General features: G+C 62.3%; 14 protein-coding genes. 7 read left to right on the top strand and 7 right to left on the bottom strand.

Translation table 11 applies throughout. The features are described 5' to 3' along the window. Position 1: 1 nt before the first annotated feature. The 4 genes from N5D53_RS01720 to N5D53_RS01705 all read left to right on the top strand — a co-directional run bounded on the left by N5D53_RS01720 (position 2) and on the right by N5D53_RS01705 (position 4,848). Entirely contained in the window at positions 2–1,393 is a 1,392-nt protein-coding gene (locus tag N5D53_RS01720) for an FAD-dependent oxidoreductase (protein ID WP_190869136.1), read from the top strand. A gap of 97 nt (positions 1,394–1,490) precedes the next feature. Continuing rightward, positions 1,491–2,204, top strand: coding sequence for a YebC/PmpR family DNA-binding transcriptional regulator (locus N5D53_RS01715; RefSeq protein ID WP_004575404.1), 714 nt, complete (start codon positions 1,491–1,493; stop codon positions 2,202–2,204). Positions 2,205–2,341: 137 nt separating this feature from the next. Further along, positions 2,342–3,286 (top strand): LysR family transcriptional regulator, encoded by a 945-nt coding sequence (locus N5D53_RS01710; RefSeq protein ID WP_190869137.1) that lies wholly within the window; start codon positions 2,342–2,344, stop codon positions 3,284–3,286. A gap of 149 nt (positions 3,287–3,435) precedes the next feature. Beyond that, complete coding sequence (locus N5D53_RS01705) at positions 3,436–4,848, top strand: DOPA decarboxylase (RefSeq protein WP_266024293.1); 1,413 nt, start codon at positions 3,436–3,438, stop codon at positions 4,846–4,848. A gap of 113 nt (positions 4,849–4,961) precedes the next feature. Here the strand turns inward: N5D53_RS01705 and N5D53_RS01700 are convergent, their stop codons facing one another. Further along, positions 4,962–6,335 (bottom strand): MFS transporter, encoded by a 1,374-nt coding sequence (locus N5D53_RS01700; protein WP_014860854.1) that lies wholly within the window; start codon positions 6,333–6,335, stop codon positions 4,962–4,964. A 289-nt stretch (positions 6,336–6,624) separates the two neighbouring features. Between N5D53_RS01700 and quiC the strand changes: the two genes are divergently transcribed. Beyond that, positions 6,625–8,532, top strand: coding sequence for a 3-dehydroshikimate dehydratase QuiC (gene quiC, locus N5D53_RS01695; RefSeq protein WP_003250790.1), 1,908 nt, complete (start codon positions 6,625–6,627; stop codon positions 8,530–8,532). 68 nt (positions 8,533–8,600) lie between these two features. Here quiC and N5D53_RS01690 read toward each other — a convergent pair whose 3' ends face one another. The 3 genes from N5D53_RS01690 to N5D53_RS01680 are packed head-to-tail and all read right to left on the bottom strand — an operon-like array spanning position 8,601 to position 11,514. Next, the gene (locus tag N5D53_RS01690) at positions 8,601–9,269 is read right to left on the bottom strand and encodes a class I SAM-dependent methyltransferase (protein ID WP_266024296.1); all 669 of its coding nucleotides are present in this window, start codon (positions 9,267–9,269) and stop codon (positions 8,601–8,603) included. Between the two features lie 11 nt (positions 9,270–9,280). Further along, complete coding sequence (gene chrA / locus N5D53_RS01685; RefSeq protein WP_190869139.1) at positions 9,281–10,633, bottom strand: chromate efflux transporter; 1,353 nt, start codon at positions 10,631–10,633, stop codon at positions 9,281–9,283. A 17-nt stretch (positions 10,634–10,650) separates the two neighbouring features. Next, positions 10,651–11,514: a sensor domain-containing diguanylate cyclase gene (locus N5D53_RS01680; RefSeq protein WP_104887408.1), complete on the bottom strand. Its 864-nt coding sequence runs from the start codon at positions 11,512–11,514 to the stop codon at positions 10,651–10,653. Here N5D53_RS01680 and N5D53_RS01675 point away from each other — a divergent pair. Together N5D53_RS01675 and N5D53_RS01670 are read left to right on the top strand one after the other, a co-directional pair. Next, positions 11,513–11,746, top strand: a complete 234-nt coding sequence (locus N5D53_RS01675; protein ID WP_190869140.1) for a hypothetical protein — start codon at positions 11,513–11,515, stop codon at positions 11,744–11,746. The two genes, N5D53_RS01680 and N5D53_RS01675, sit on opposite strands and share 2 nt — an antisense overlap. A 63-nt stretch (positions 11,747–11,809) precedes the next feature. After that, complete coding sequence (locus tag N5D53_RS01670) at positions 11,810–14,206, top strand: hypothetical protein (RefSeq protein WP_266024299.1); 2,397 nt, start codon at positions 11,810–11,812, stop codon at positions 14,204–14,206. 193 nt (positions 14,207–14,399) lie between these two features. Here the strand turns inward: N5D53_RS01670 and N5D53_RS01665 are convergent, their stop codons facing one another. The 3 genes from N5D53_RS01665 to N5D53_RS01655 are packed head-to-tail and all read right to left on the bottom strand — an operon-like array spanning position 14,400 to position 18,813. Next, on the bottom strand, positions 14,400–15,728 hold the full coding sequence (locus N5D53_RS01665) for a TolC family outer membrane protein (protein WP_266024301.1): 1,329 nt from the start codon (positions 15,726–15,728) through the stop codon (positions 14,400–14,402). A gap of 1 nt (position 15,729) precedes the next feature. Continuing rightward, the gene (locus N5D53_RS01660; RefSeq protein ID WP_010953486.1) at positions 15,730–17,070 is read right to left on the bottom strand and encodes an HlyD family type I secretion periplasmic adaptor subunit; all 1,341 of its coding nucleotides are present in this window, start codon (positions 17,068–17,070) and stop codon (positions 15,730–15,732) included. 6 nt (positions 17,071–17,076) lie between these two features. Continuing rightward, positions 17,077–18,813, bottom strand: a complete 1,737-nt coding sequence (locus tag N5D53_RS01655; protein WP_190869141.1) for a type I secretion system permease/ATPase — start codon at positions 18,811–18,813, stop codon at positions 17,077–17,079. Positions 18,814–19,123 lie beyond the last annotated feature (310 nt).

The following is a 19,123-nucleotide window of genomic DNA, read 5'->3' as shown; positions in this document are numbered from 1 at the left end:
AATGAGACCCTTCTGGCTGCAACAGGCCCTTGAATCGGCGCAGGAGGCGGTATGCCCGCCGCTACAAGGCGATACCCGTTGCGATGTGTGCATTGTCGGCGGTGGGTACACCGGCCTGTGGACGGCGCTGATGCTCAAGGAAGCGGTACCGGCCCTGGATGTGGTGCTGATCGAGGCCGACATCTGTGGTGCCGGTGCCAGCGGCCGCAATGGGGGCTGTGCGTTGTCCTGGTCGGCCAAGTACTTCACCCTCGAACGCCTGTTTGGGGCGGCGGAGGCGGTGCGGCTGGTGCGCGAGTCGGAGCGCAGCATCACAGACATCGGGGTGTTCTGTGCGGCCAATGGCATCGACTGCGACTTCCGCCTGGACGGCACGCTGTACACGGCCACCAACGCAGCCCAGGTCGGTGCCACCGACGCGGTGATCGCCGCGCTGGAGCACAAGGGCATCAACTCGTTCCGCCGCTTGCCGCTGGAGCAGGTGCAGCGCCTGGCCGGTTCGGCACGGCACCTGGAAGGCTGGTTCTCGCCGGCCGCCGCCACCGTGCAGCCGGGCAAACTGGTGCGCGGCCTGCGCCGGGTGGCCTTGCAGCGCGGCGTGCGCCTCTACGAAGGCACCGCTATGACCGGCCTGGAACACGGCGCCCCGGTGCAGGTACGCACGGCCCACGGCACGCTGCGCGCCGACCGTGTAGTGCTGGGCCTCAATGCCTGGATGGCGCGCGTCTTCCCGCAGTTCGAGCGCAGTGTGGCAATCGTTTCCAGCGACATGGTCATTACCGAACCGTGCCCCGAGCTGCTGCGCCAGATCGGCCTGGACAGCGGGATCAGCGTGCTCGACTCGCGTATTTTCGTGCACTACTACCACAACACCTCCGATGGCCGGCTGATGCTCGGCAAGGGCGGCAACACGTTTGCCTATGGCGGGCGCATGTTGCCGGTATTCGACCAGCCGTCGCCGTATCGGCGGTTGCTGCGCGAAAGCCTTGGCGGCTTTTTCCCGGCCTTGGCCGAGGTGCCACTGGCGGCCAGCTGGAACGGGCCGTCAGATCGCTCGGTGACCGGCCTGCCGTTCTTTGGTCGGTTGGACGGGCAGGGCAACGTGTTCTACGGCTTTGGTTACTCCGGCAGCGGTGTTGGCCCGTGCCACATGGGCGGGCAGATTCTTTCGTCGCTGGCGCTGGGGCTGGACAACCCGTGGACCCGGTCGCCGCTGGTCAAAGGGCCGCTGGGGCTGTTCCCGCCCGAGCCGATCCGCTACCTGGGCTCGCTGATGGTGCGCAATGCCATCCGCCGCAAGGAGCAGGCCGAAGATCGTGGTGTGCGCCCGCGAAGGCTGGACGTGCGGTTGGCGCGGTTTGCCGCAGCGGCGGGCAAGGCCGATAAAGGCTGATGAGATTTCTTGTCGATCCCATGCTCGAGGGCGTATAAAATGCACCCACTTTTGGCCGGTCGCTTCCTGAACCGGCCGCTGAAACAAGAGAGTCGACATGGGCGCACAGTGGAAAGCCAAACATAGAGAAACAGCGGCCAATGCCAAAGGCAAGATCATGGGCAAGCTGTCCAAGGAAATCCAGATCGCGGCCAAGTCGGGTGCCGATCCCGACATGAACCCGCGCCTGCGCCTGGCCATCGTGCAAGCCAAGAAGGCTTCGATGACCCGCGAGACCCTGGATCGGGCAATCCGCAAGGGCGCTGGCCTGGACGGTGATGCCGTGCAATACCATGCGGTGAGCTATGAAGGTTTCGCTCCGCACCAGGTGCCGTTGATCGTCGAGTGCCTGACCGACAACATCAACCGCACCGTCGCGCAGATCCGCGTGCTGTTCCGCAAGGGCCAGTTGGGTGCCAGCGGTTCTGTAGCGTGGGACTTCAACCATGTAGGCCTGATCGAAGCCACGCCTGCGAGCGCTGACGCTGATCCGGAAATGGCCGCGATCGAAGCCGGTGCCCAGGACTTCGAGGAAGGTGAAGAAGAGGGCTCGACCCTGTTCATTACCGACACCACCGACCTGGACGCGGTGCAGAAGGCCCTGCCGGAGCATGGTTTCACCGTGACCGCGGCGAAAATCGGTTACACCCCTAAAAACCCGGTAAGCGCGGCCAGCCTGAGTGCTGAAGCGTTGGCCGAGGTCGAAGCGTTCCTCGAGGCAATCGACGAGCACGATGACGTGCAGAACGTCTATGTTGGCCTGACCGAGTAATCGTCGGGGCCGCGTTGCGGCCTGTTCGCGGGCAAGCCCGCTCCCGCAGGGTTTTCACGATGCTGAACCGTGTGAGAACCCTGTGAGAGCGGGCTTGCCCGCGAGAGGGCCCTTGAATTCCACCGCAGGGAGCCTGCATGAACCCCACCTTCGCCTCCCTCAGCCTCGCCCACCTGCGCACCCTCGACCACCTGTTGCAGCTTAAAAACCTCAGCCACGCGGCCGAGCGCCTGGGTGTCAGCCAATCGGCCCTGAGCCGCCAGCTGGCCCACCTGCGCGAAGCCTTCGATGATCCGTTGCTGGTGCGCCAAGGGCGTGGTTACGTGCTTAGCGAACACGCCGAAGCCCTGGTCGAGCCTTTGCGCCAGGTGCTCGAAGAACTGCACGCGCTGCGCCAGCCCGCCATCTTCGACCCGGCGCGTTGCGAGCGGCGGTTCTGCCTGGCCGCTTCGGACTATGTGGCCGAGCACATGCTGCCGCTGCTGATGGCGGCGCTGGAGCGCGAAGCGCCAGGTGTGTCGCTGGAGTACCGCACCTGGCAGGCCGGCCAGTACGCCTTGCTGGCCAGCGGAGAAATCGACCTGGCGACCACCTTGTTCGACGAGTCGCCGCCCAACCTGCATGGACGGCTGTTGGGTGAGGACCGCGCGGTATGCCTGATGCGCCAGGATCACCCGCTGGCCGCGCAGGCCGCGCTCAGCCAGGCCGACTACCTGGCGTACAAGCATGTGCGCATTTCGGGCGGTGGCGACAAGGACAGCTTCATCGACCGGCACTTGCGTGCACAGGGCCTGCAGCGGCGGGTCAGCCTGGAGGTGCCGTTCTTTTGCGCCACGGTAAAAGTGATTGCCAACAGTCAGGCAGTGGCCACGGTCCCCGAGCACATTGCCCGACAGCTGAGCCGTTTGCATGACCTGGCCTGGCGACCACTGGGCTTCATCGACCACAGCCAGCGGTACTGGGTCGTATGGCACCAGCGCCTGCAGGCCTCGGCCGAGCACCGCTGGTTGCGTAACCGGGTATTCGAGTTGTGGCGCCAGTCGCAGTTCGGGGTACAGGGTGGGCATGCGGGTTCGCCATAGCAGCTATGCGTGAAGCGGGGTTATTCGGCTGGGGATAGGTGCCTAGACTGGGGCATTGTGTTGATTGTGCTGCTTCTTCGCGGCTGTAGGAGCGGGTTTACCCGCGAAAGGGCCAGCACAGGCAATGGATAACCCCCAGGAGAGCTAGCGTGACCCCCGAACAATTCCGCCAGTACGGCCACCAACTGATCGACCTGATTGCCGACTACCGTCAGACCGTGGGCGAACGCCCGGTCATGGCCCAGGTCGAACCTGGCTACCTCAAGGCTGCCTTGCCCGCAACTGCCCCTCAACAAGGCGAACCTTTCGCGTCCATTCTCGACGACGTCAATAACCTGGTCATGCCCGGCCTGTCCCATTGGCAGCACCCGGACTTCTATGGCTATTTCCCTTCCAATGGCACCCTGTCCTCGGTGCTGGGGGACTTCCTCAGTACCGGTCTGGGCGTGCTGGGCCTGTCATGGCAATCCAGCCCGGCCCTGAGCGAACTGGAAGAAACTACCCTCGACTGGCTGCGCCAGTTGCTTGGCCTGTCTGGCCGGTGGAGTGGGGTGATCCAGGACACCGCCTCGACCAGCACCCTGGTGGCGCTGATCAGTGCCCGTGAACGCGCCACTGACTACGCCCTGGTACGTGGTGGCCTGCAGGCCGAGCCCAAGCCTTTGATCGTGTATGTCAGCGCCCACGCCCACAGCTCGGTGGACAAGGCTGCACTGCTGGCAGGTTTTGGCCGCGACAATATCCGCCTGATTCCCACCGACGAACGCTATGCCCTGCGCCCAGAGGCACTGCAGGCGGCGATCGAACAGGACCTGGCTGCCGGCAACCAGCCGTGCGCCGTGGTTGCCACCACCGGCACCACGACGACCACTGCCCTCGACCCGCTGCGCGCGGTGGGCGAAATCACCCAGGCCAATGGGCTTTGGTTGCACGTTGACTCGGCCATGGCCGGTTCGGCGATGATCCTGCCCGAGTGCCGCTGGATGTGGGACGGCATCGAGCTGGCCGATTCGGTGGTGGTCAACGCGCACAAATGGCTGGGTGTGGCCTTCGATTGCTCGATCTACTACGTGCGCGATCCGCAGCACCTGATCCGGGTGATGAGCACCAATCCCAGCTACCTGCAGTCGGCGGTGGATGGCGAGGTGAAGAACCTGCGCGACTGGGGCATTCCGCTGGGCCGTCGGTTCCGTGCGTTGAAGCTGTGGTTCATGTTGCGCAGCGAGGGTGTCGACGCATTGCAGGCGCGGCTGCGGCGTGACCTGGATAATGCCCAGTGGCTGGCGGGGCAGGTCGAGGCGGCGGCGGAGTGGGAAGTGCTGGCGCCAGTACCGCTGCAGACCTTGTGCATTCGCCATCGACCGGCGGGGCTTGAAGGGGAGGCGCTGGATGCGCATACCAAGGGCTGGGCCGAGCGGCTGAATGCATCCGGCGATGCTTATGTGACGCCGGCTACACTGGACGGGCGGTGGATGGTGCGGGTTTCGATCGGTGCGCTGCCGACCGAGCGGGAGGATGTGCAGCGGCTGTGGGCACGTCTGCAGGACGTGATCAAAGGCTGAAGCCTTCGCGGGCAAGCCCGCTCTCACAGCATCGCATCAGGGCTGAAGCCTGTACGGTACCTGTGTGAGCGGGCTTGCCCGCGAAGGGGCTGCAAGGCAGCCCCTGCAATCTATCAGTGACTCACCGCCTGAAAGCTACCTTTACGGCTGGCTTCATAGGCAGCCTTTTCCATCGGCTTGGCGTCTGGGTTGCCCAGGTCGTCCATCGCCAGGCGGTGGGTTTCCGGGGCAATGTAGGCCGCCAGGGCGCACACGCCGGTGATGAAGAAGGCCAGCCCACCGACTACCAGCGGAATGTTGTCCGAGCCGGGTGGGGCAACCATTGCGAACAGCGCGGGCAGCATGGCGGTCAGCATGGTGCCGATGTTCTGCGCGATGGCCATGGCCGTAACGCGGTAGCGGGTGTGGAACAGCTCTGGGTAGAAGCTTGGGAACACCGCGTTGTAACCCTGGTAGACCATGCCCCACATGACGATCGAGGCGGCGAACGCCATTGGCACGTTCTGGATGCTGATCGCATACAGGTAGACGAAGGCCAGCAGGCCAGAGCCCAGGCAGCCAGCGATCATGGTCGGGCGACGGCCGATCTTGTCCGACAGGTTGCCCACGAACGGGATCACCAGCACCGCGACGATGTTGCCGACCACCGGAATCCACAGGTACACGCTCTTGTCGAAGCCGATGCCATACGCCGGCTGCACCGCGTAGGCCGCACCGAAGATGGTGGCCACGACCGGGATCACGTTCATCAGGGCCATGAACATCACCAGCACCATGTGCTTCCAGCTGTGGCGGAAGGCCTCGCTGATGGGCGACTTGGCAACCTTGTCCTGTTTCTCTTCTTGAACGAACGCTGGGGTTTCGTGCACTTCCTTACGGATGATGAAGCCGGCAATCAGCACGATGGCGCTCATCAGGAACGGAATGCGCCAGCCCCATTCGGTAAAGGCTTCGCTGGGCATGAAGTAAGCCAGTGGCAGGAATACCGCCGCCGCCAGGACCTGGCCCGCTTGCACACCTTGCAGGGTGAAACTGGCGTAGTAGCCTCTTCGGCCAAACGGCGCGTGCTCCATGATCATCGAGCTGGCACCGGAAATTTCCCCGGCCACGGCAAAGCCCTGGATCAGGCGCAACACCACCAGCAAGGCCGGTGCGAGGTAGCCGATGTCGTGGTAGGTGGGTAGCAGGCCGACAGCCATGGTCGACAGGCCCATCAGGAACATGCACAGCAGCAGGACGTTCTTGCGACCGCGGGTGTCACCCCAGTGGCCCAGTACGAAAGCGCCGATCGGGCGTGCCAGGTAGCCCACGCCATAGGTGGCCAACGAGGCAATGATGGCCATTTTCGGGTCGGTGTTAGGGAAGAAAATCTGCGGGAAAATCAGCGCAGCGGCCTGGGCGTAGATGAAGAAGTCGTAGTACTCGAGTGCCGAGCCTATCCATCCACTGGCGGTCGCTTTCTTTGCTTGCGAGCTGGAGTGAGCCATCGTTGTCTCCGTTGTTATTGTTGTTTGCGCAGGTTCCGCCAGAGGTTATGCCAAGGCAGGAGGCAACGGTCGGTGTGCCTGCGTCTGTGGTCCATGTTGACCACGGGCCCGCGGTCTAGCAATTCGCTAGAACGGGTTTTGTGCGATAATCGAACGCAAAACTAACCATTCCGTACAAAGAGATTGAAGCGACGACTTTACCTGCGAATAATCGATCGTGCCATAAACTGTTACAGGGGTTGTTTGCCCGAATGGCACCGTATTCCTCCAACAACAAGGAACTCCCGCCATGCAGCGTTCGATCGCTACCGTGTCCTTGAGCGGCACTCTGCCGGAAAAGCTCGAAGCCATCGCCGCCGCCGGTTTTGACGGCGTCGAGATCTTCGAGAACGATCTGCTCTATTACGCTGGCAGCCCGCGCCAGGTGCGCCAGATGTGCGCCGACCTGGGCATTGCCATCACCTTGTTCCAGCCTTTCCGCGACTTTGAAGGTTGCCGCCGTGACCGCCTGCAGAAAAACCTCGACCGCGCCGAACGCAAGTTCGACCTGATGCAGGAGCTGGGTACCGACCTGGTGCTGGTGTGCAGCAACGTCCAGGCCGATGCCCTGGGTGACGAGCAACTGTTGGTCGACGACCTGCGCCTGCTGGGCGAACATGCCGGCAAGCGTGGCCTGCGCATTGGTTACGAAGCGCTGGCCTGGGGCCGCCACGTCAACACTTACCAGCAAGTGTGGAACCTGGTGCGCCAGGCCGACCACCCGGCACTCGGGGTGATCCTCGACAGCTTCCACACCTTGTCGCTCAAAGGTGACCCCAGCGCGATCCGCGACATCCCCGGCGACAAGATCTTCTTCGTGCAAATGGCCGATGCGCCGATCCTGGCCATGGATGTGCTGGAGTGGAGCCGCCACTTTCGCTGCTTCCCGGGGCAGGGCGAAATGGACATGGCCGGTTTCCTGGCGCCGATCCTCGCCACGGGTTACCGTGGCCCGCTGTCGCTGGAAATCTTCAACGACGGCTTCCGCGCCGCACCGACCCGGCAGAATGCCGCCGACGGCTTGCGTTCGCTGCTGTACCTCGAAGAGCAGACCCGCTTGCGCCTGGAGCAGGAAAACACGCCGATCGAACCTGGCGTGCTGTTCTCCCCGCCGCCGGCCAGCGCTTATGACGGCGTGGAGTTCCTGGAGTTCGCGGTCGACGAAGCCGTCGGCGCGCGCCTGGGCAACTGGCTGAAGCGCCTGGGCTTTGCCGAAGCCGGCAAGCACCGCAGCAAAGAAGTGCAACTGCTGCGCCAGGGTGACATCAACATTGTGCTGAACGCCGAACCGTATTCCTTCGGCCACAACTTCTTCGAGGCGCATGGCCCGTCGCTGTGCGCCACAGCGCTGCGGGTCAAGGACCAGCAAGCGGCCCTGAAGCGGGCCACCGCCTTCCGTGGCCAGCCGTTCCGCGGCCTGGTCGGCCCCAACGAATGCGAAGTGCCGGCGGTGCGTGCGCCCGATGGCAGCCTGCTGTACCTGGTAGAGCAGGGCACTGCCGGCCACACCCTGTACGACACCGACTTCAGCCTGGACAACAACGCAACCGCTACCGGCGGCCTGCGCCGCATCGACCACATGGCCCTGGCCCTGCCGGCCGAGTCGCTGGACAGCTGGGTGCTGTTCTACAAGAGTTTGTTCGACTTCGCCGCCGACGACGAAGTGGTGCTGCCCGACCCGTATGGCCTGGTCAAGAGCCGCGCCCTGCGCAGCCAGTGCGGCACCTTGCGCCTGCCGCTGAACATCTCGGAAAACCGCAACACCGCCATCGCCCATGCGCTGTCAAGCTACCGTGGTTCGGGCGTGCATCACATCGCTTTCGATTGTGACGACATCTTCCGCGAAGTGGCGCGGGCCAAGCTGGCAGGGGTACCGCTGCTGGAAATCCCGCTGAACTACTACGACGACCTGGCGGCGCGTTTCGATTTCGACGACGAGTTCCTCAGTGAGCTGGCGTACTACAACGTGCTGTACGACCGCGACGCTCAAGGTGGCGAACTGTTCCACGTCTATACCGAGCCGTTCGAGGAGCGTTTCTTCTTCGAGATCATTCAGCGCAAGGCGGGGTACGCTGGTTACGGCGCTGCCAACGTTGCGGTGCGCCTGGCAGCCATGGCCAAGGCCCGTAGCGGGGCGGCGCGCAAGCCGGTGCTGTAGTCGCCTGCACCGGTCTGTCTTGTGGGAGTGGGGTGAACCCTGCTTCCACAGGATTATTGCGGCCCGATTCAGTGATGCTCAGCCACCATCAACAACGACTGCGGCAGCGCGCTCTGCGGATGCTGCGGTTCCTGCAGGCTGACCAGCCTCAACCCCGCCATGTCCAGCGCATTCAGCCAGCTGGCCAGGGTGCGGAAATACCAAGGCATCGGTTGCCAATCCCCGGCAAACCCGGCAAAAGACTCCTCTCGCCAGCCATCCTGATAATCCCCGCCGGCCACGCTCCACGGGTGCAGGGTCTGGATCACCAGCGCACCGCCTGGCACCAGCAAAGTACGCATGGCCGACAACAGTTCAATGATGTCCTGGTGCAACAGCGCGAAGTTGGCGCAGATCAGGTCATAGTCCTTGCCAACATGCACCTTCGCCTCAGCCAACTGCGCATAGCTGGCCAGGTGCACCTCACCCGCGCCCGCAGCACGCGCTGCATCCACCAGCGTTCTGTCGCCGTCGACGCCCACGGCCTCGATACCCCGGTCGGCCAGCGTGCGCAGCAGCCAGCCCTCACCGCAGCCCAGGTCGAGCACCCGTTCGGGCTGGCGGCCAAGGATGGCCAGCAGGATGGCCTGGTCAGTGACCTGGCGACGGCTCTCGATGGCGCTGTTGCGTACGGCGTCGATCCAGACTTGGGCGTTATGGTGCCAACTGTCGAGCAAGGCGTCTTCAGGGTTGCGCATGATCGGCTCCATCAGCGGAAAAGGTGAAGGGCGAGCCCGGCAACGGCGCAGCCGATCAACACGTGTATCACCCCGCGCTTGTAGCGGAACAGCGCCACAGCCGCCGCGAGCGCTATCACCGCCGAGGACCAGTGGAACGCGCCATCGAACCCGTTCGGCCACAGCACGTGGTAGCCGAAGAACAGCGCAAGGTTGAGGATTACCCCCACCACCGCCGCAGTGATCCCGGTCAGTGGGGCGGTGAACTTCAGTTCGTTATGGGTCGACTCCACCAGCGGGCCTCCGGCGAGGATGAACAGGAACGAGGGCAGGAAGGTGAACCAGGTCACCAGGCTCGCTGCCACTGCGCCCGCTAGGAACGCCTGGTGGGCGCCGAACATCGGCTGCAGGTAGCCACCGACGAAACCGACGAAGGCCACCACCATGATCAGCGGCCCGGGCGTGGTCTCGCCCAGCGCCAGGCCATCGATCATCTGCGTGGGCGACAGCCAGCCATAGTGGCCGACAGCCCCTTGATAGACATAGGGCAGCACCGCATAGGCACCGCCGAAAGTCAGCAGCGCCGCCTTGGTGAAGAACCAGCCCATTTGCGTCAGTGTGCCGTGCCAGCCAAAGGTCGCCATCAGCAGGCCCATGGGCAGAAGCCAAAGCGCCGCAACCGTCAGCAGCAAGGTCACCAGGCGGCCCCAGCTGAAGCAGGCGTGCGCGGGTATCGGGGTATTGTCGTCTATCAGCGCCGGGCACTGGCGGGCCCTGACTGCGCTGTGGCCCCCACCGGGCGCGAACTGTGCTGGCCGCAGCCGGCCGCCGACATAACCCAGCAGTGCGGCCGCCAGCACGATCAGCGGGAAGGGGACGTCAAGCGCGAAAATGGCCACGAACGAGGCCGCGGCAATCGCCCATAGCCAGCCGTTCTTCAACGCCCGCGTGCCAATGCGGTGGGCGGCATGCACGACGATGGCGGTCACGGCCGGCTTGATCCCTTCGAAAAGCCCGGTGACCACCGGAACTTCGCGCCAGGTCAGGTACACCCACGACAGGCCGATCAGGATGAACAGCGACGGGAGCACGAACAGAGCGCCGGCAATCACCCCGCCCCAGGTGCGGTGCATCAGCCAGCCGATGTAGGTGGCCAGTTGCTGGGCTTCGGGCCCGGGCAGCAACATGCAGTAGTTGAGGGCATGCAGGAAACGCCGCTCACTGATCCAGCGGCGCCGCTCCACCAGCTCCTGGTGCATGATCGCAATCTGCCCGGCCGGGCCGCCGAAACTGACGAAACCCAGCTTCAGCCAGAACAGCAATGCCTGGCCCAGGCCGACAGAGGCGGGTGTTTGCCCGGCAGTTTCTTGCAGGTGTTCAGCCATGCGGTGTGCCCTTGCTTTCAGCCAGTCGCAGCGCGTTGGCGCTTGATTCGGTACATGTGCCCGTCAGCATGGCGCAGTAACATGTCGGCATCGTTGCCGTCTTCGGGAAAGCGGGCCACGCCAATACTGCAGGACGGTGCATCGATGCCGGCAAACTCGGCGTCGAGCGGTTCGGCCATGACCGCGAGAATGTGCTGTACGTGCGTGGCAATGGCCTCCGGCGACGGGCAGTCGGGCAACAGTACGGTGAATTCGTCGCCGCCCATCCGCGCTACCGTGCCAGCCGCCCCTACGCAGCGTTCCAGGCGGCGGGCCAGCGTGCACAGTACCCGGTCACCCACGCTGTGGCCGTGGTTGTCGTTGATCTGCTTGAAGTCATTGATATCGAGGAACAGCAAGGCCAGCCTGCGGTTGTGACGCCGGGCCGCGGCCAGGGCGGTGTCCAGCCGTTCATTGAACATGGCGCGGTTGGCCAGCCGGGTCAGCGGGTCATGATGGGCGAGGAAGCGCAGTTCGTCTTCGGCCTTGCGCTGGGCGGTAACGTCCCGTGCCACGCCGATACGCGCCTGGGCCTCATCAGACCAGCAGGCCGACCACAGAATGTGCACCACGCTGCCGTCCTTGCGAAGGTAACGGTTGCAAAAGTCGTAGTGCGGCTGGCCGTTCATCACCCGCATGATCGAGGCGCGCGTGGCCGCGAGGTCGTCAGGGTGCATGTAGCGGGTGATCGGCGTACCGATCAGTTCGCAGGCCTCGTAGCCCAGCAGTGTCTTGCAGGCATCACTGACGAACACGATCTGGTTGTCCCTGTCGACCACGAATACCGTATCCAGCATCAGGTGGATCAGCCTGGGATACAACGCTTGCAGGTCTACGGGCATGGCTCAGGGTGTCCGCGGCAGGGTGACCGATCATAGCCTGAAGGAATACGTCGCAGCTACGGCAGCCTTCAGGGTTGGTACCACCTTCCTTGAAACCGTGAACGACCGCATCGAAAAGGGCGGTCTGTACAGCGGTGGTTCGGGCCTAGGCAGGGGCAAAATGAACCAGGTAAATGGCATGGCACCTGACAAAACTGCCAGTTGCAACAAAGTCCGTCCACACATCAAATGATGCGCGAGTGTTCTGAACAGCCGCTCGAGTGTTTGACTCCCGCATGTACAAATGGAGAGTGCCATGGACTATTCTACCGAAGAACTGGTCAAGTGGTTAGGTGAAGAATCACGTCTGTTGGGCTGGGACATGGTTTTCTTCTTTGATGGAGGAAAGATTAATGCGCTATTGAAGCAAACATCCATCCGGCGCTTCAATACAGCGGATCGTTTACCGCCCATTTCCGGATTCATCAGCAACGGGGCTGACTATCGTTTTGCCTTGTCCAATTGTAATCTCACTTTGCCCAGATTGATTTTCGATGTGAACCTTGCCGGTAACAAGGCGCACCTGCTGATGACAATTGCTGAAGCCAATGTGTACTCGCTGATGTACAAGAGTCAACAGTGGCAAGTGCGCCAGTTGGATGTGCTAGGGGGTGTGCAACACGCTGATCTGAGTCTGGACATTGATCTGGAAGCGTCTGGTGGCCACGTGGATGAAACTGACACGATCAGTCTGGATCTCAGTGAAACGGAAAATTTTTCCATGCCGTGCTACACCGGCGAGACCCGCTTGTTGACCGAGTTTTTCAGGCAGAAATTTTCGGCGCTGCCTGATGAACAGCGTCAGTTTCCGATTGGCCATTTGTCAAAGCTCAATGTCGATTTGCATCGCCCCGTCTCGTTTAGCCTGCGTACCCAGGCCAGGGGAAGGGGGCCCACCGATGTGGAGGGTGCAGTCGTGCTGTTTGTCGATATGAAGGATGGAGCGGGGGGGGATTTTCCTGGCGCGGATTACAAGTACGCAATACCCAATGATGGTGACTATTCGGCAACTGTGCTGTTCAATAAGGAGCGTTTGTTGCTTGCGCAGTTAGTGGCCGCCGCGAGCCGTGTGATCAAGGATGCTGAGTTTGAGTTGCTCCGGCATGATGGCGATTTACCGACAGTTACCTGCAAGGCGGGATATATTACACTGCCGCACCAGTGGGTTGACGAGACGATACTGACTATTGCGTTTGACACTCTGTGGGAAGTGACGGGGACTTTTGAGTTTTTCGAAGCCAACATAGACATGGCCGATGCGTTGACCATCAGCAATGAAGGTGACCAGTGGAAGATGAATTTGTCTATGCGTGGCAACCTGAAGGTTCAGTATAATAATATCGATGATGCCACGGGCGAACTACGCAACAGACTGATCTTTGAAGACTTTGACCTGGATGATTTCCTGGCGCCTGTGCAAGCAGATTTTCACTATGACGCAGAGCTGGCATACAGCTTTGATCCCGAAGGCGTGACACAACTGGTGTGCGAATCCTATGAATTTGCCGAACAGGTTGGCTTTCAACCGGTTTTTGGCAACATAAAGCCTCCGCCTGCACGTGATTCTTCCGGCTCTGCGAGCGAGTTTCTCGCGTATTTGGTAGGGCCGGCGATGTTCTGGTTAAGTTTGTCGCTCAGGAAACGTCTTACCAGCTTTGGTACTTCGGGGTTTGTCTCGCTTCAGGATGGTTTGGTGGAAAACCTGAAAACCAATCTGATTTTCGAGTCTCGCACAAGTAAAATAGCGAGCGATGTGCTGAGGTTAAATTTTCAGAGCATTTTTACGGGGACAAAACTCTTGGCCCCGCACGATATAGCTTTTTTCGGCAAGGTAAATCCCGCTGCTGGTTATTTCAACGTCAGTCCGATGGAAACTACCCTGCTCGCAGGTAAAACCACGAAATTCGAGGCCGAGCCTGCCTGGGCGCGGGTACGTTGGTCCGTTGAGGCCGTTTCCGGCATTGCAGAAGGTGTTCCTCTTTCTATCAACGGAGGCTTCTTTACCGCACCCAGTGCCAGCGACATGACAAAGTCATGCGCACACCTGCTGGTAACAGCCACCAATATTTTGATTCCGGCAATTCAAAGCAAGGCCTTGATCACCGTGGTTCGCGAAACGCTGCAAGCCAACCCTGCGGTTGTGGTTGCCCAGGCAGGCAGAAACGTCGATTTCAATGCCTGGACGCTCGGCAATCCTGCGACCTTGCAATGGCGTTATCAGGACGAACCTGTGGGCACGGGGCAGGCAGTGACGGTCACCAGCCCAGCCGACACGGGCACGGTTGCTTATGTCGTCGAAGAAATCCAGGTGACAGACCCTGAAAGCCAACAAACCAGTACCTGTGTACTGATCACCGAGATGGGGCAGTTGACGCCCATGACGTTGAGCGCCACTGTTGACCCGGCTGGTACGAAAGCGGTGTTGGATGTCAGTCAAACCCCGTTCCCGCCGGAGGGCTTCAACTGGGAGGTGCGCTACGGACCCGGTAGCGTTTCGGCAGGAGTTTATACACCGGGTATAGACGAGACAGCCCGCTTCGCATTGATAAGCGCAACCTTCGATAGCGGTGATTACGGTGTTTTCGAAGGGTATGTCCTGCTAGTCCTGCCACTTGCCGAACACCGAAATATCACAAGCGTTCAGGCAGATTGAACGATGGGTAGATGGTATCAACCCCCACTGCGCCAATGAGCGTTGACCAGGCCCTGGCGCCACGCGTAATACTCCGCGCCCACCGGCGCGCTGCTGATCAGCCTTGGGGACCGTTGCCACCGGTCAGGCCTTGCTGGCCTGTTCGCAGTTCAAGGCTGCTCGTGCAGGGACACTGCATGGCTTGAGGTGGCTATCAATTGCTGACTATCAGCTCCGGCCCCAGGTAATCATTGATCTGCTCGATATCATCATCCCCCAGGCTGCCCACCGACGAGGCCAGCCGCAGGCGCGACATCAGGTAGTTGAGCTTGGCCTCGAACAGGTCATGGCGGGCGTCATACAGCAGCTCCTCGGCATTGAGCACATCCGAGTTGGTGCTGGTGCCACCTTCCTTGAAGCCCTTGCGGGTCGAGGTCAGCGAACGTTCGTTGGAGGCCACGGCCTTTTCCAATGCTTGAATGCGCAGGGCGCCACTCTGTACGCCACGGTATTCGCGGGTCGTGTTGGAAATCACCTCCTGGCGAGTGGCGTCCAGCTCATCCAGGGCCTTGGAGCTGTTGGCGCTGGCCTGGCGGGCCAGGGCACTGGTGCTGCCACCGCTGTACAGCGGGATGTTCAGCTCCAGCCCGATCGAGCTGTAGTGGTTGCGCTGGTTCAGCTCGGAAATCGACTGGCTGCTGCCCGCGGTGTAGCCCGCAACGAAATCCAGGGTCGGGTAATGGCCGGCACGGGTGCGGTTGACTTCTTCCTCGGCCAGCGCGTAGCTGTGCCGGCGTGCATGAATCAGCGGGCTGTCAGCCTGGGCCTTGACCAGCCACTCCTGCAGGTTGCCCGGCATCAGCGGCGGGGTGCTGAAGCCCGCCTGCAGGGTGGTCAACGCCTGCGGGGTTTCACCAATGTATTCCTCCAGCTTGCGCCGGGCATTGACCAGGTTGTCCTGGGCGTCGATCAGGTCGGCCTCGGCCAGGTCGCGCCGGGCCACCGACTCGTCGATGTCGGTGATGGTGCCGGCGCCCAGTTCCTTGCGCCGCTTCGCCGATGCCAGCTGTTCCTCGAAAGCGTTCAGCTTGGCCTTGGCCAGGGTGATGGTTTCGCTGGCCAGCAGCACGTCGAAGTAAGCGTCGGCCAGGCGCACCGCTGCGTCCTGGCTCTTGGCGTCGAACACCGCCACGCTGTAGTCGGCCCGTTGCTGGCCCTGGCGGTACTCGGCCATCTTCTGCTTGTTGAACAGCGGCTGGCGCAGGCGCACGTTGGCGCCCTTGGAGTCATAGTCGAGGTCATTGTCCTGGCCATGCTGGCGCTGGCTGCCATTGACCTGGTTGAAGTAGGCCGAGGCGTTGATCTGCGGCAGCAGGCCGGCCTCGCCGATGGCGCGGTTTTCGCCACCGGCTTGTTTTTCATGCACGGCAGCGCGGTAGATCGGGCCCTGGTACTGCAACAGGTCCCAGGCTTGCTTCAGGTCCATGGCACTGGCCTGTACGGCAACTCCCAGCAGGCACACCATCAGGCATGGGCGTTTCATGTCATTGCTCCTTGAACGCGGCGTCCACACGTTCGAGCATTGGTTTGAGCAGGTAGCTGAGCAGGTTGCGCTCGCCGGTCTTGATGGTGACGGTGGCAGGCATGCCGGGGCGGATGTGGTTGCTGCCCAGCAAGCCCATGCCGGCCGGCGTCACTTCCACCTGGGCCAGGTAGAACGGCTGCTTGCTTTCTTCGTCGAGCAGCCGGTCGGCGGAAATGGTTTTTACCCGGCCGGGAATGTTCGGCGTCTGCGCATGGTTGAAGGCCGGGAAGGCGATGTCCACGGCAAGGCCTGGGACCATCTTGTCGATCGCCTGCACCGGGATCATCGCATCGACCTGCAGCGGTTGGTCGAGCGGCACCACTTCCATGATCTTGGCGCCGGGCTGGATGATGCCGCCGACCGTGGCGATGCTCAGGCCCTGGACCATGCCGTCGATCGGCGAGCGGATCACCGTGTGGGTCACTTCATAGTCCAGTGCGCGCAAGCGGTCGGCCAGGGTGGTGTTTTCCTTGGCGGTATCGGTCAGTTGCGACTCCACCTCCTTCAGGTAATCGTGCTGGCGCTGCAGGATGCGCAGCTTGATCTCGGTGGCCTGGCTGCGCGCCCGGGCAATGTTGTTGAGGTTTTCGGCCTGGCCGGCGGACAGGTCGGCATTGCTGCGCTCCAGCTCCAGCAGGCGGTTGCGGGGTACATAACCTTCGGCGGCCAGTACCCGAGTGCCCTGCAGTTCCTGGTTGAGGAAGCCGATCTGCGAGGCGCGGGCGCCGTACACCTGCTGCAGGCCCTTCAGTTGCACTGCCGAGGCCGTGAGGTTTTCTTCAAGGATGCTCAGTTCACCGGCAAGGCCCGCGCGGCGGGTATCGAGCAGGCGCTGTTGCAGGTCCATGGCGGCCAGCAGGCGTGGGTCATTGGCGTAGTGTTCCAGCAGGGCAGGGTCGAACGTGACGGTATCGCGGCCATCGCGCTCGGCTTCCAGTCGGTTTTCCACGGTCTTGCTGACGATGTACTGGGCGCTGAGTGCGCCTTGTTCGGCCACTGCACGCAGGGCATCGAGGCGCACCACTTCCTGGCCTTTCTTCACCACATCGCCTTCGCGCACCATGATCGCCTCAACGGTGCCACCGCTCAGGTGCTGGACCGCCTTTCGGTTGCTGGTGACCTTGACCGTACCGGTGGCGACCACGCCGGCGTCCAGTGGCGCCAGGCAGGACCACAGCAGGAAACCGCCGAAGCCGGCGATGACCAGCCATACGCCCCAGCGTACCGGGCGGCCCGCGTCCAGATCGATCAGGTGGCTGCTCTCGGCGGGGATCAGTTCGGCATGTTGAGTCATCTGCATGGTCGGTTACTCCCGTACTTTGACCGAAGCCAGCGGTGCCGCAGCCGTTGCCGGAATCACCGCGGCCTTGCGCAGCGCGGCGAACACTTCGTCGCGGCTGCCAAGCATGTGCACACCACCGTCGCGCAGCATCAGTATCTGGTCGACCGCGCACAGCACATTGGGCCGGTGGGAAATCAGCACCACCGTGGCGCCGCGTGCCTTGAGCTCGGCCAGGGCATCGACCAGGGCTTTTTCACCCACGTCATCGAGGTTGGCGTTGGGTTCGTCCAGCACCACCAGGTTGGGCTCGCCATACAGGGCGCGGGCCAGCGCGATGCGTTGCTTCTGGCCGCCAGACAATGGGCTGCCATCGGCGGCCAGGCGGGTGTCGTAACCCTGCGGGAAGCGCAGAATCATGTCGTGTACACCGCTGCTGCGGGCGGCACGGATCACCGCGTCGCTGTCCACCTCGGCAAAGCGGGCGATGTTTTCGGCGATGGTGCCTTCGAACAGCTCCACGTCCTGCGGCAGGTAGCCCAGCCACGGGCCCAGTTCGGCTTTGTTCCAGGTGAAGATATCGGCGCCGTCCAGGCGCACCTTGCCGGCCTGGGCCGGCCACACGCCTACCAACAGGCGGGCGAGGGTAGACTTGCCCGAGGCCGAAGGGCCGATGACACCCAGGCTGTCACCCGGGGCCAGGCTGAAACTCACCCCGCGTACGATGCTGGTGCTGCTGCCAGGGGCGCCGGCGATCACGTTCTCCACGGCCAGCATGCCCATTGGCCGCTGCAGCGACATGCTCGGTGGCCGTTGCGGGTAGTCCTGCAGCAGGTCATTGAGCCTGCCCCAGGCCAGGCGGCAGCCCAGCAGTTGTTTCCACGCGGCGATCACCTGTTCCACTGGGCCCAGGGCTCGGCCGGTCAGGATCGAGCAGGCGATCATCATGCCGGGGGTGATCGTGCCCTCGATCGCCAGCAGCGCGCCGGTGCCGAGGATCAGCGACTGCAGGGTGATGCGCACGAAGCGCCCGATGCTGCTGATCAGCGCTGCGCGGTCGGAGGCCAGGGTCTGCATCTGCAGGATACGCAAGTGGCCCTGGTACCAGCGCTTGCCGATTGACGGCAGCATGCCCATGGCTTCGATCACTTCGGCGTTGCGCAGGTTGTTGTTGGCGTAGCTGGCCGACGACATGGCTGCCTGGTTGGCTTCGGCCAAGGGTTTTTGCGTGGCCTTTTCAGTGAGGTAGGCCAGGCCGACGAGGATCAGCGAGCCAATCGTGGTGACCAGCCCGAGCCACGGGTGGATCAGGTAGCAAACCAGCAGGTAGATCGGCGTCCAGGGGGCGTCGAAGAACGCGAACAGGCCGTTACCGGTGAGAAACTGCCGTACCTGCGCCAAGTCCTGCAGGGCCTGGGCCGGGTTACCTCCGGCACGGCTGAGGTTGCGTTCGAAGGCAGCGCTGAAAATGCGCCGGTTCAGGCTCATGTCCAGGCCGTTGCCCACCCTTATCAACACCCGGGTGCGAACCATCTCCAGGGCTGACATCAGCAGGAACAGCCCGACCACCAGCAAGGTGAGCATGCCCAAGGTCGTGACATTGCGGCTGACCAGGGCGCGGTCGTACACCTGCAACATATAAATGGCTGGCGTCAACATCATGACGTTTATCACGCCGCTGAAGGCGGCCAGGGCGTAGAAGCTGCGGCGCAAGCGAAACAGCACGTCGGCCAGTTCGGAGCGGGTGCGTGGTGGCTTAGGCATCTGAGGCCTCCCTTTATCACAAAACGGGAAGCCCTTGCGGCGCCCCGTACAACGGCTGTTGTGGCTTCTTGGTCGGCTCGCAGGCGGGTCGCACTGATGGCGATATTGCCCAAACGCTGCGTTGCTCCCACAGACAGCAGCGTAGGTTGCAACGAAACATCCAGTAATATCATTTCGCTCTATAAATACTTTGAACTTTTTATAAGTTGCAGAAAAACAGTGAGTTGCATCGCATTATCATCGTCTAACATTTTTTTTGACGAAATATTGACAAGCTTTTGGCCTACGACTTTAGTCTGAAGTATTCGGG

Source organism: Pseudomonas sp. GD03862 (assembly GCF_029840855.1).
Classification (GTDB): Bacteria; Pseudomonadota; Gammaproteobacteria; order Pseudomonadales; family Pseudomonadaceae; genus Aquipseudomonas; species Aquipseudomonas alloputida.
This window is presented reverse-complemented; position numbering and strand designations above follow the sequence as displayed.

Excerpts from the sequence above, each read along its gene's own strand:
- N5D53_RS01720 (WP_190869136.1), top strand. The coding sequence starts at position 2 with ATGAGACCCTTCTGGCTGCAACAGGCCCTTGAATCGGCGCAGGAGGCG.
- N5D53_RS01715 (WP_004575404.1), top strand. The coding sequence starts at position 1,491 with ATGGGCGCACAGTGGAAAGCCAAACATAGAGAAACAGCGGCCAATGCC.
- N5D53_RS01710 (WP_190869137.1), top strand. The coding sequence starts at position 2,342 with ATGAACCCCACCTTCGCCTCCCTCAGCCTCGCCCACCTGCGCACCCTC.
- N5D53_RS01700 (WP_014860854.1), bottom strand. The coding sequence starts at position 6,335 with ATGGCTCACTCCAGCTCGCAAGCAAAGAAAGCGACCGCCAGTGGATGG.
- quiC (WP_003250790.1), top strand. The coding sequence starts at position 6,625 with ATGCAGCGTTCGATCGCTACCGTGTCCTTGAGCGGCACTCTGCCGGAA.
- N5D53_RS01690 (WP_266024296.1), bottom strand. The coding sequence starts at position 9,269 with ATGCGCAACCCTGAAGACGCCTTGCTCGACAGTTGGCACCATAACGCC.
- chrA (WP_190869139.1), bottom strand. The coding sequence starts at position 10,633 with ATGGCTGAACACCTGCAAGAAACTGCCGGGCAAACACCCGCCTCTGTC.
- N5D53_RS01675 (WP_190869140.1), top strand. The coding sequence starts at position 11,513 with ATGGCTCAGGGTGTCCGCGGCAGGGTGACCGATCATAGCCTGAAGGAA.
- N5D53_RS01680 (WP_104887408.1), bottom strand. The coding sequence starts at position 11,514 with ATGCCCGTAGACCTGCAAGCGTTGTATCCCAGGCTGATCCACCTGATG.
- N5D53_RS01670 (WP_266024299.1), top strand. The coding sequence starts at position 11,810 with ATGGACTATTCTACCGAAGAACTGGTCAAGTGGTTAGGTGAAGAATCA.
- N5D53_RS01665 (WP_266024301.1), bottom strand. The coding sequence starts at position 15,728 with ATGAAACGCCCATGCCTGATGGTGTGCCTGCTGGGAGTTGCCGTACAG.
- N5D53_RS01660 (WP_010953486.1), bottom strand. The coding sequence starts at position 17,070 with ATGCAGATGACTCAACATGCCGAACTGATCCCCGCCGAGAGCAGCCAC.
- N5D53_RS01655 (WP_190869141.1), bottom strand. The coding sequence starts at position 18,813 with ATGCCTAAGCCACCACGCACCCGCTCCGAACTGGCCGACGTGCTGTTT.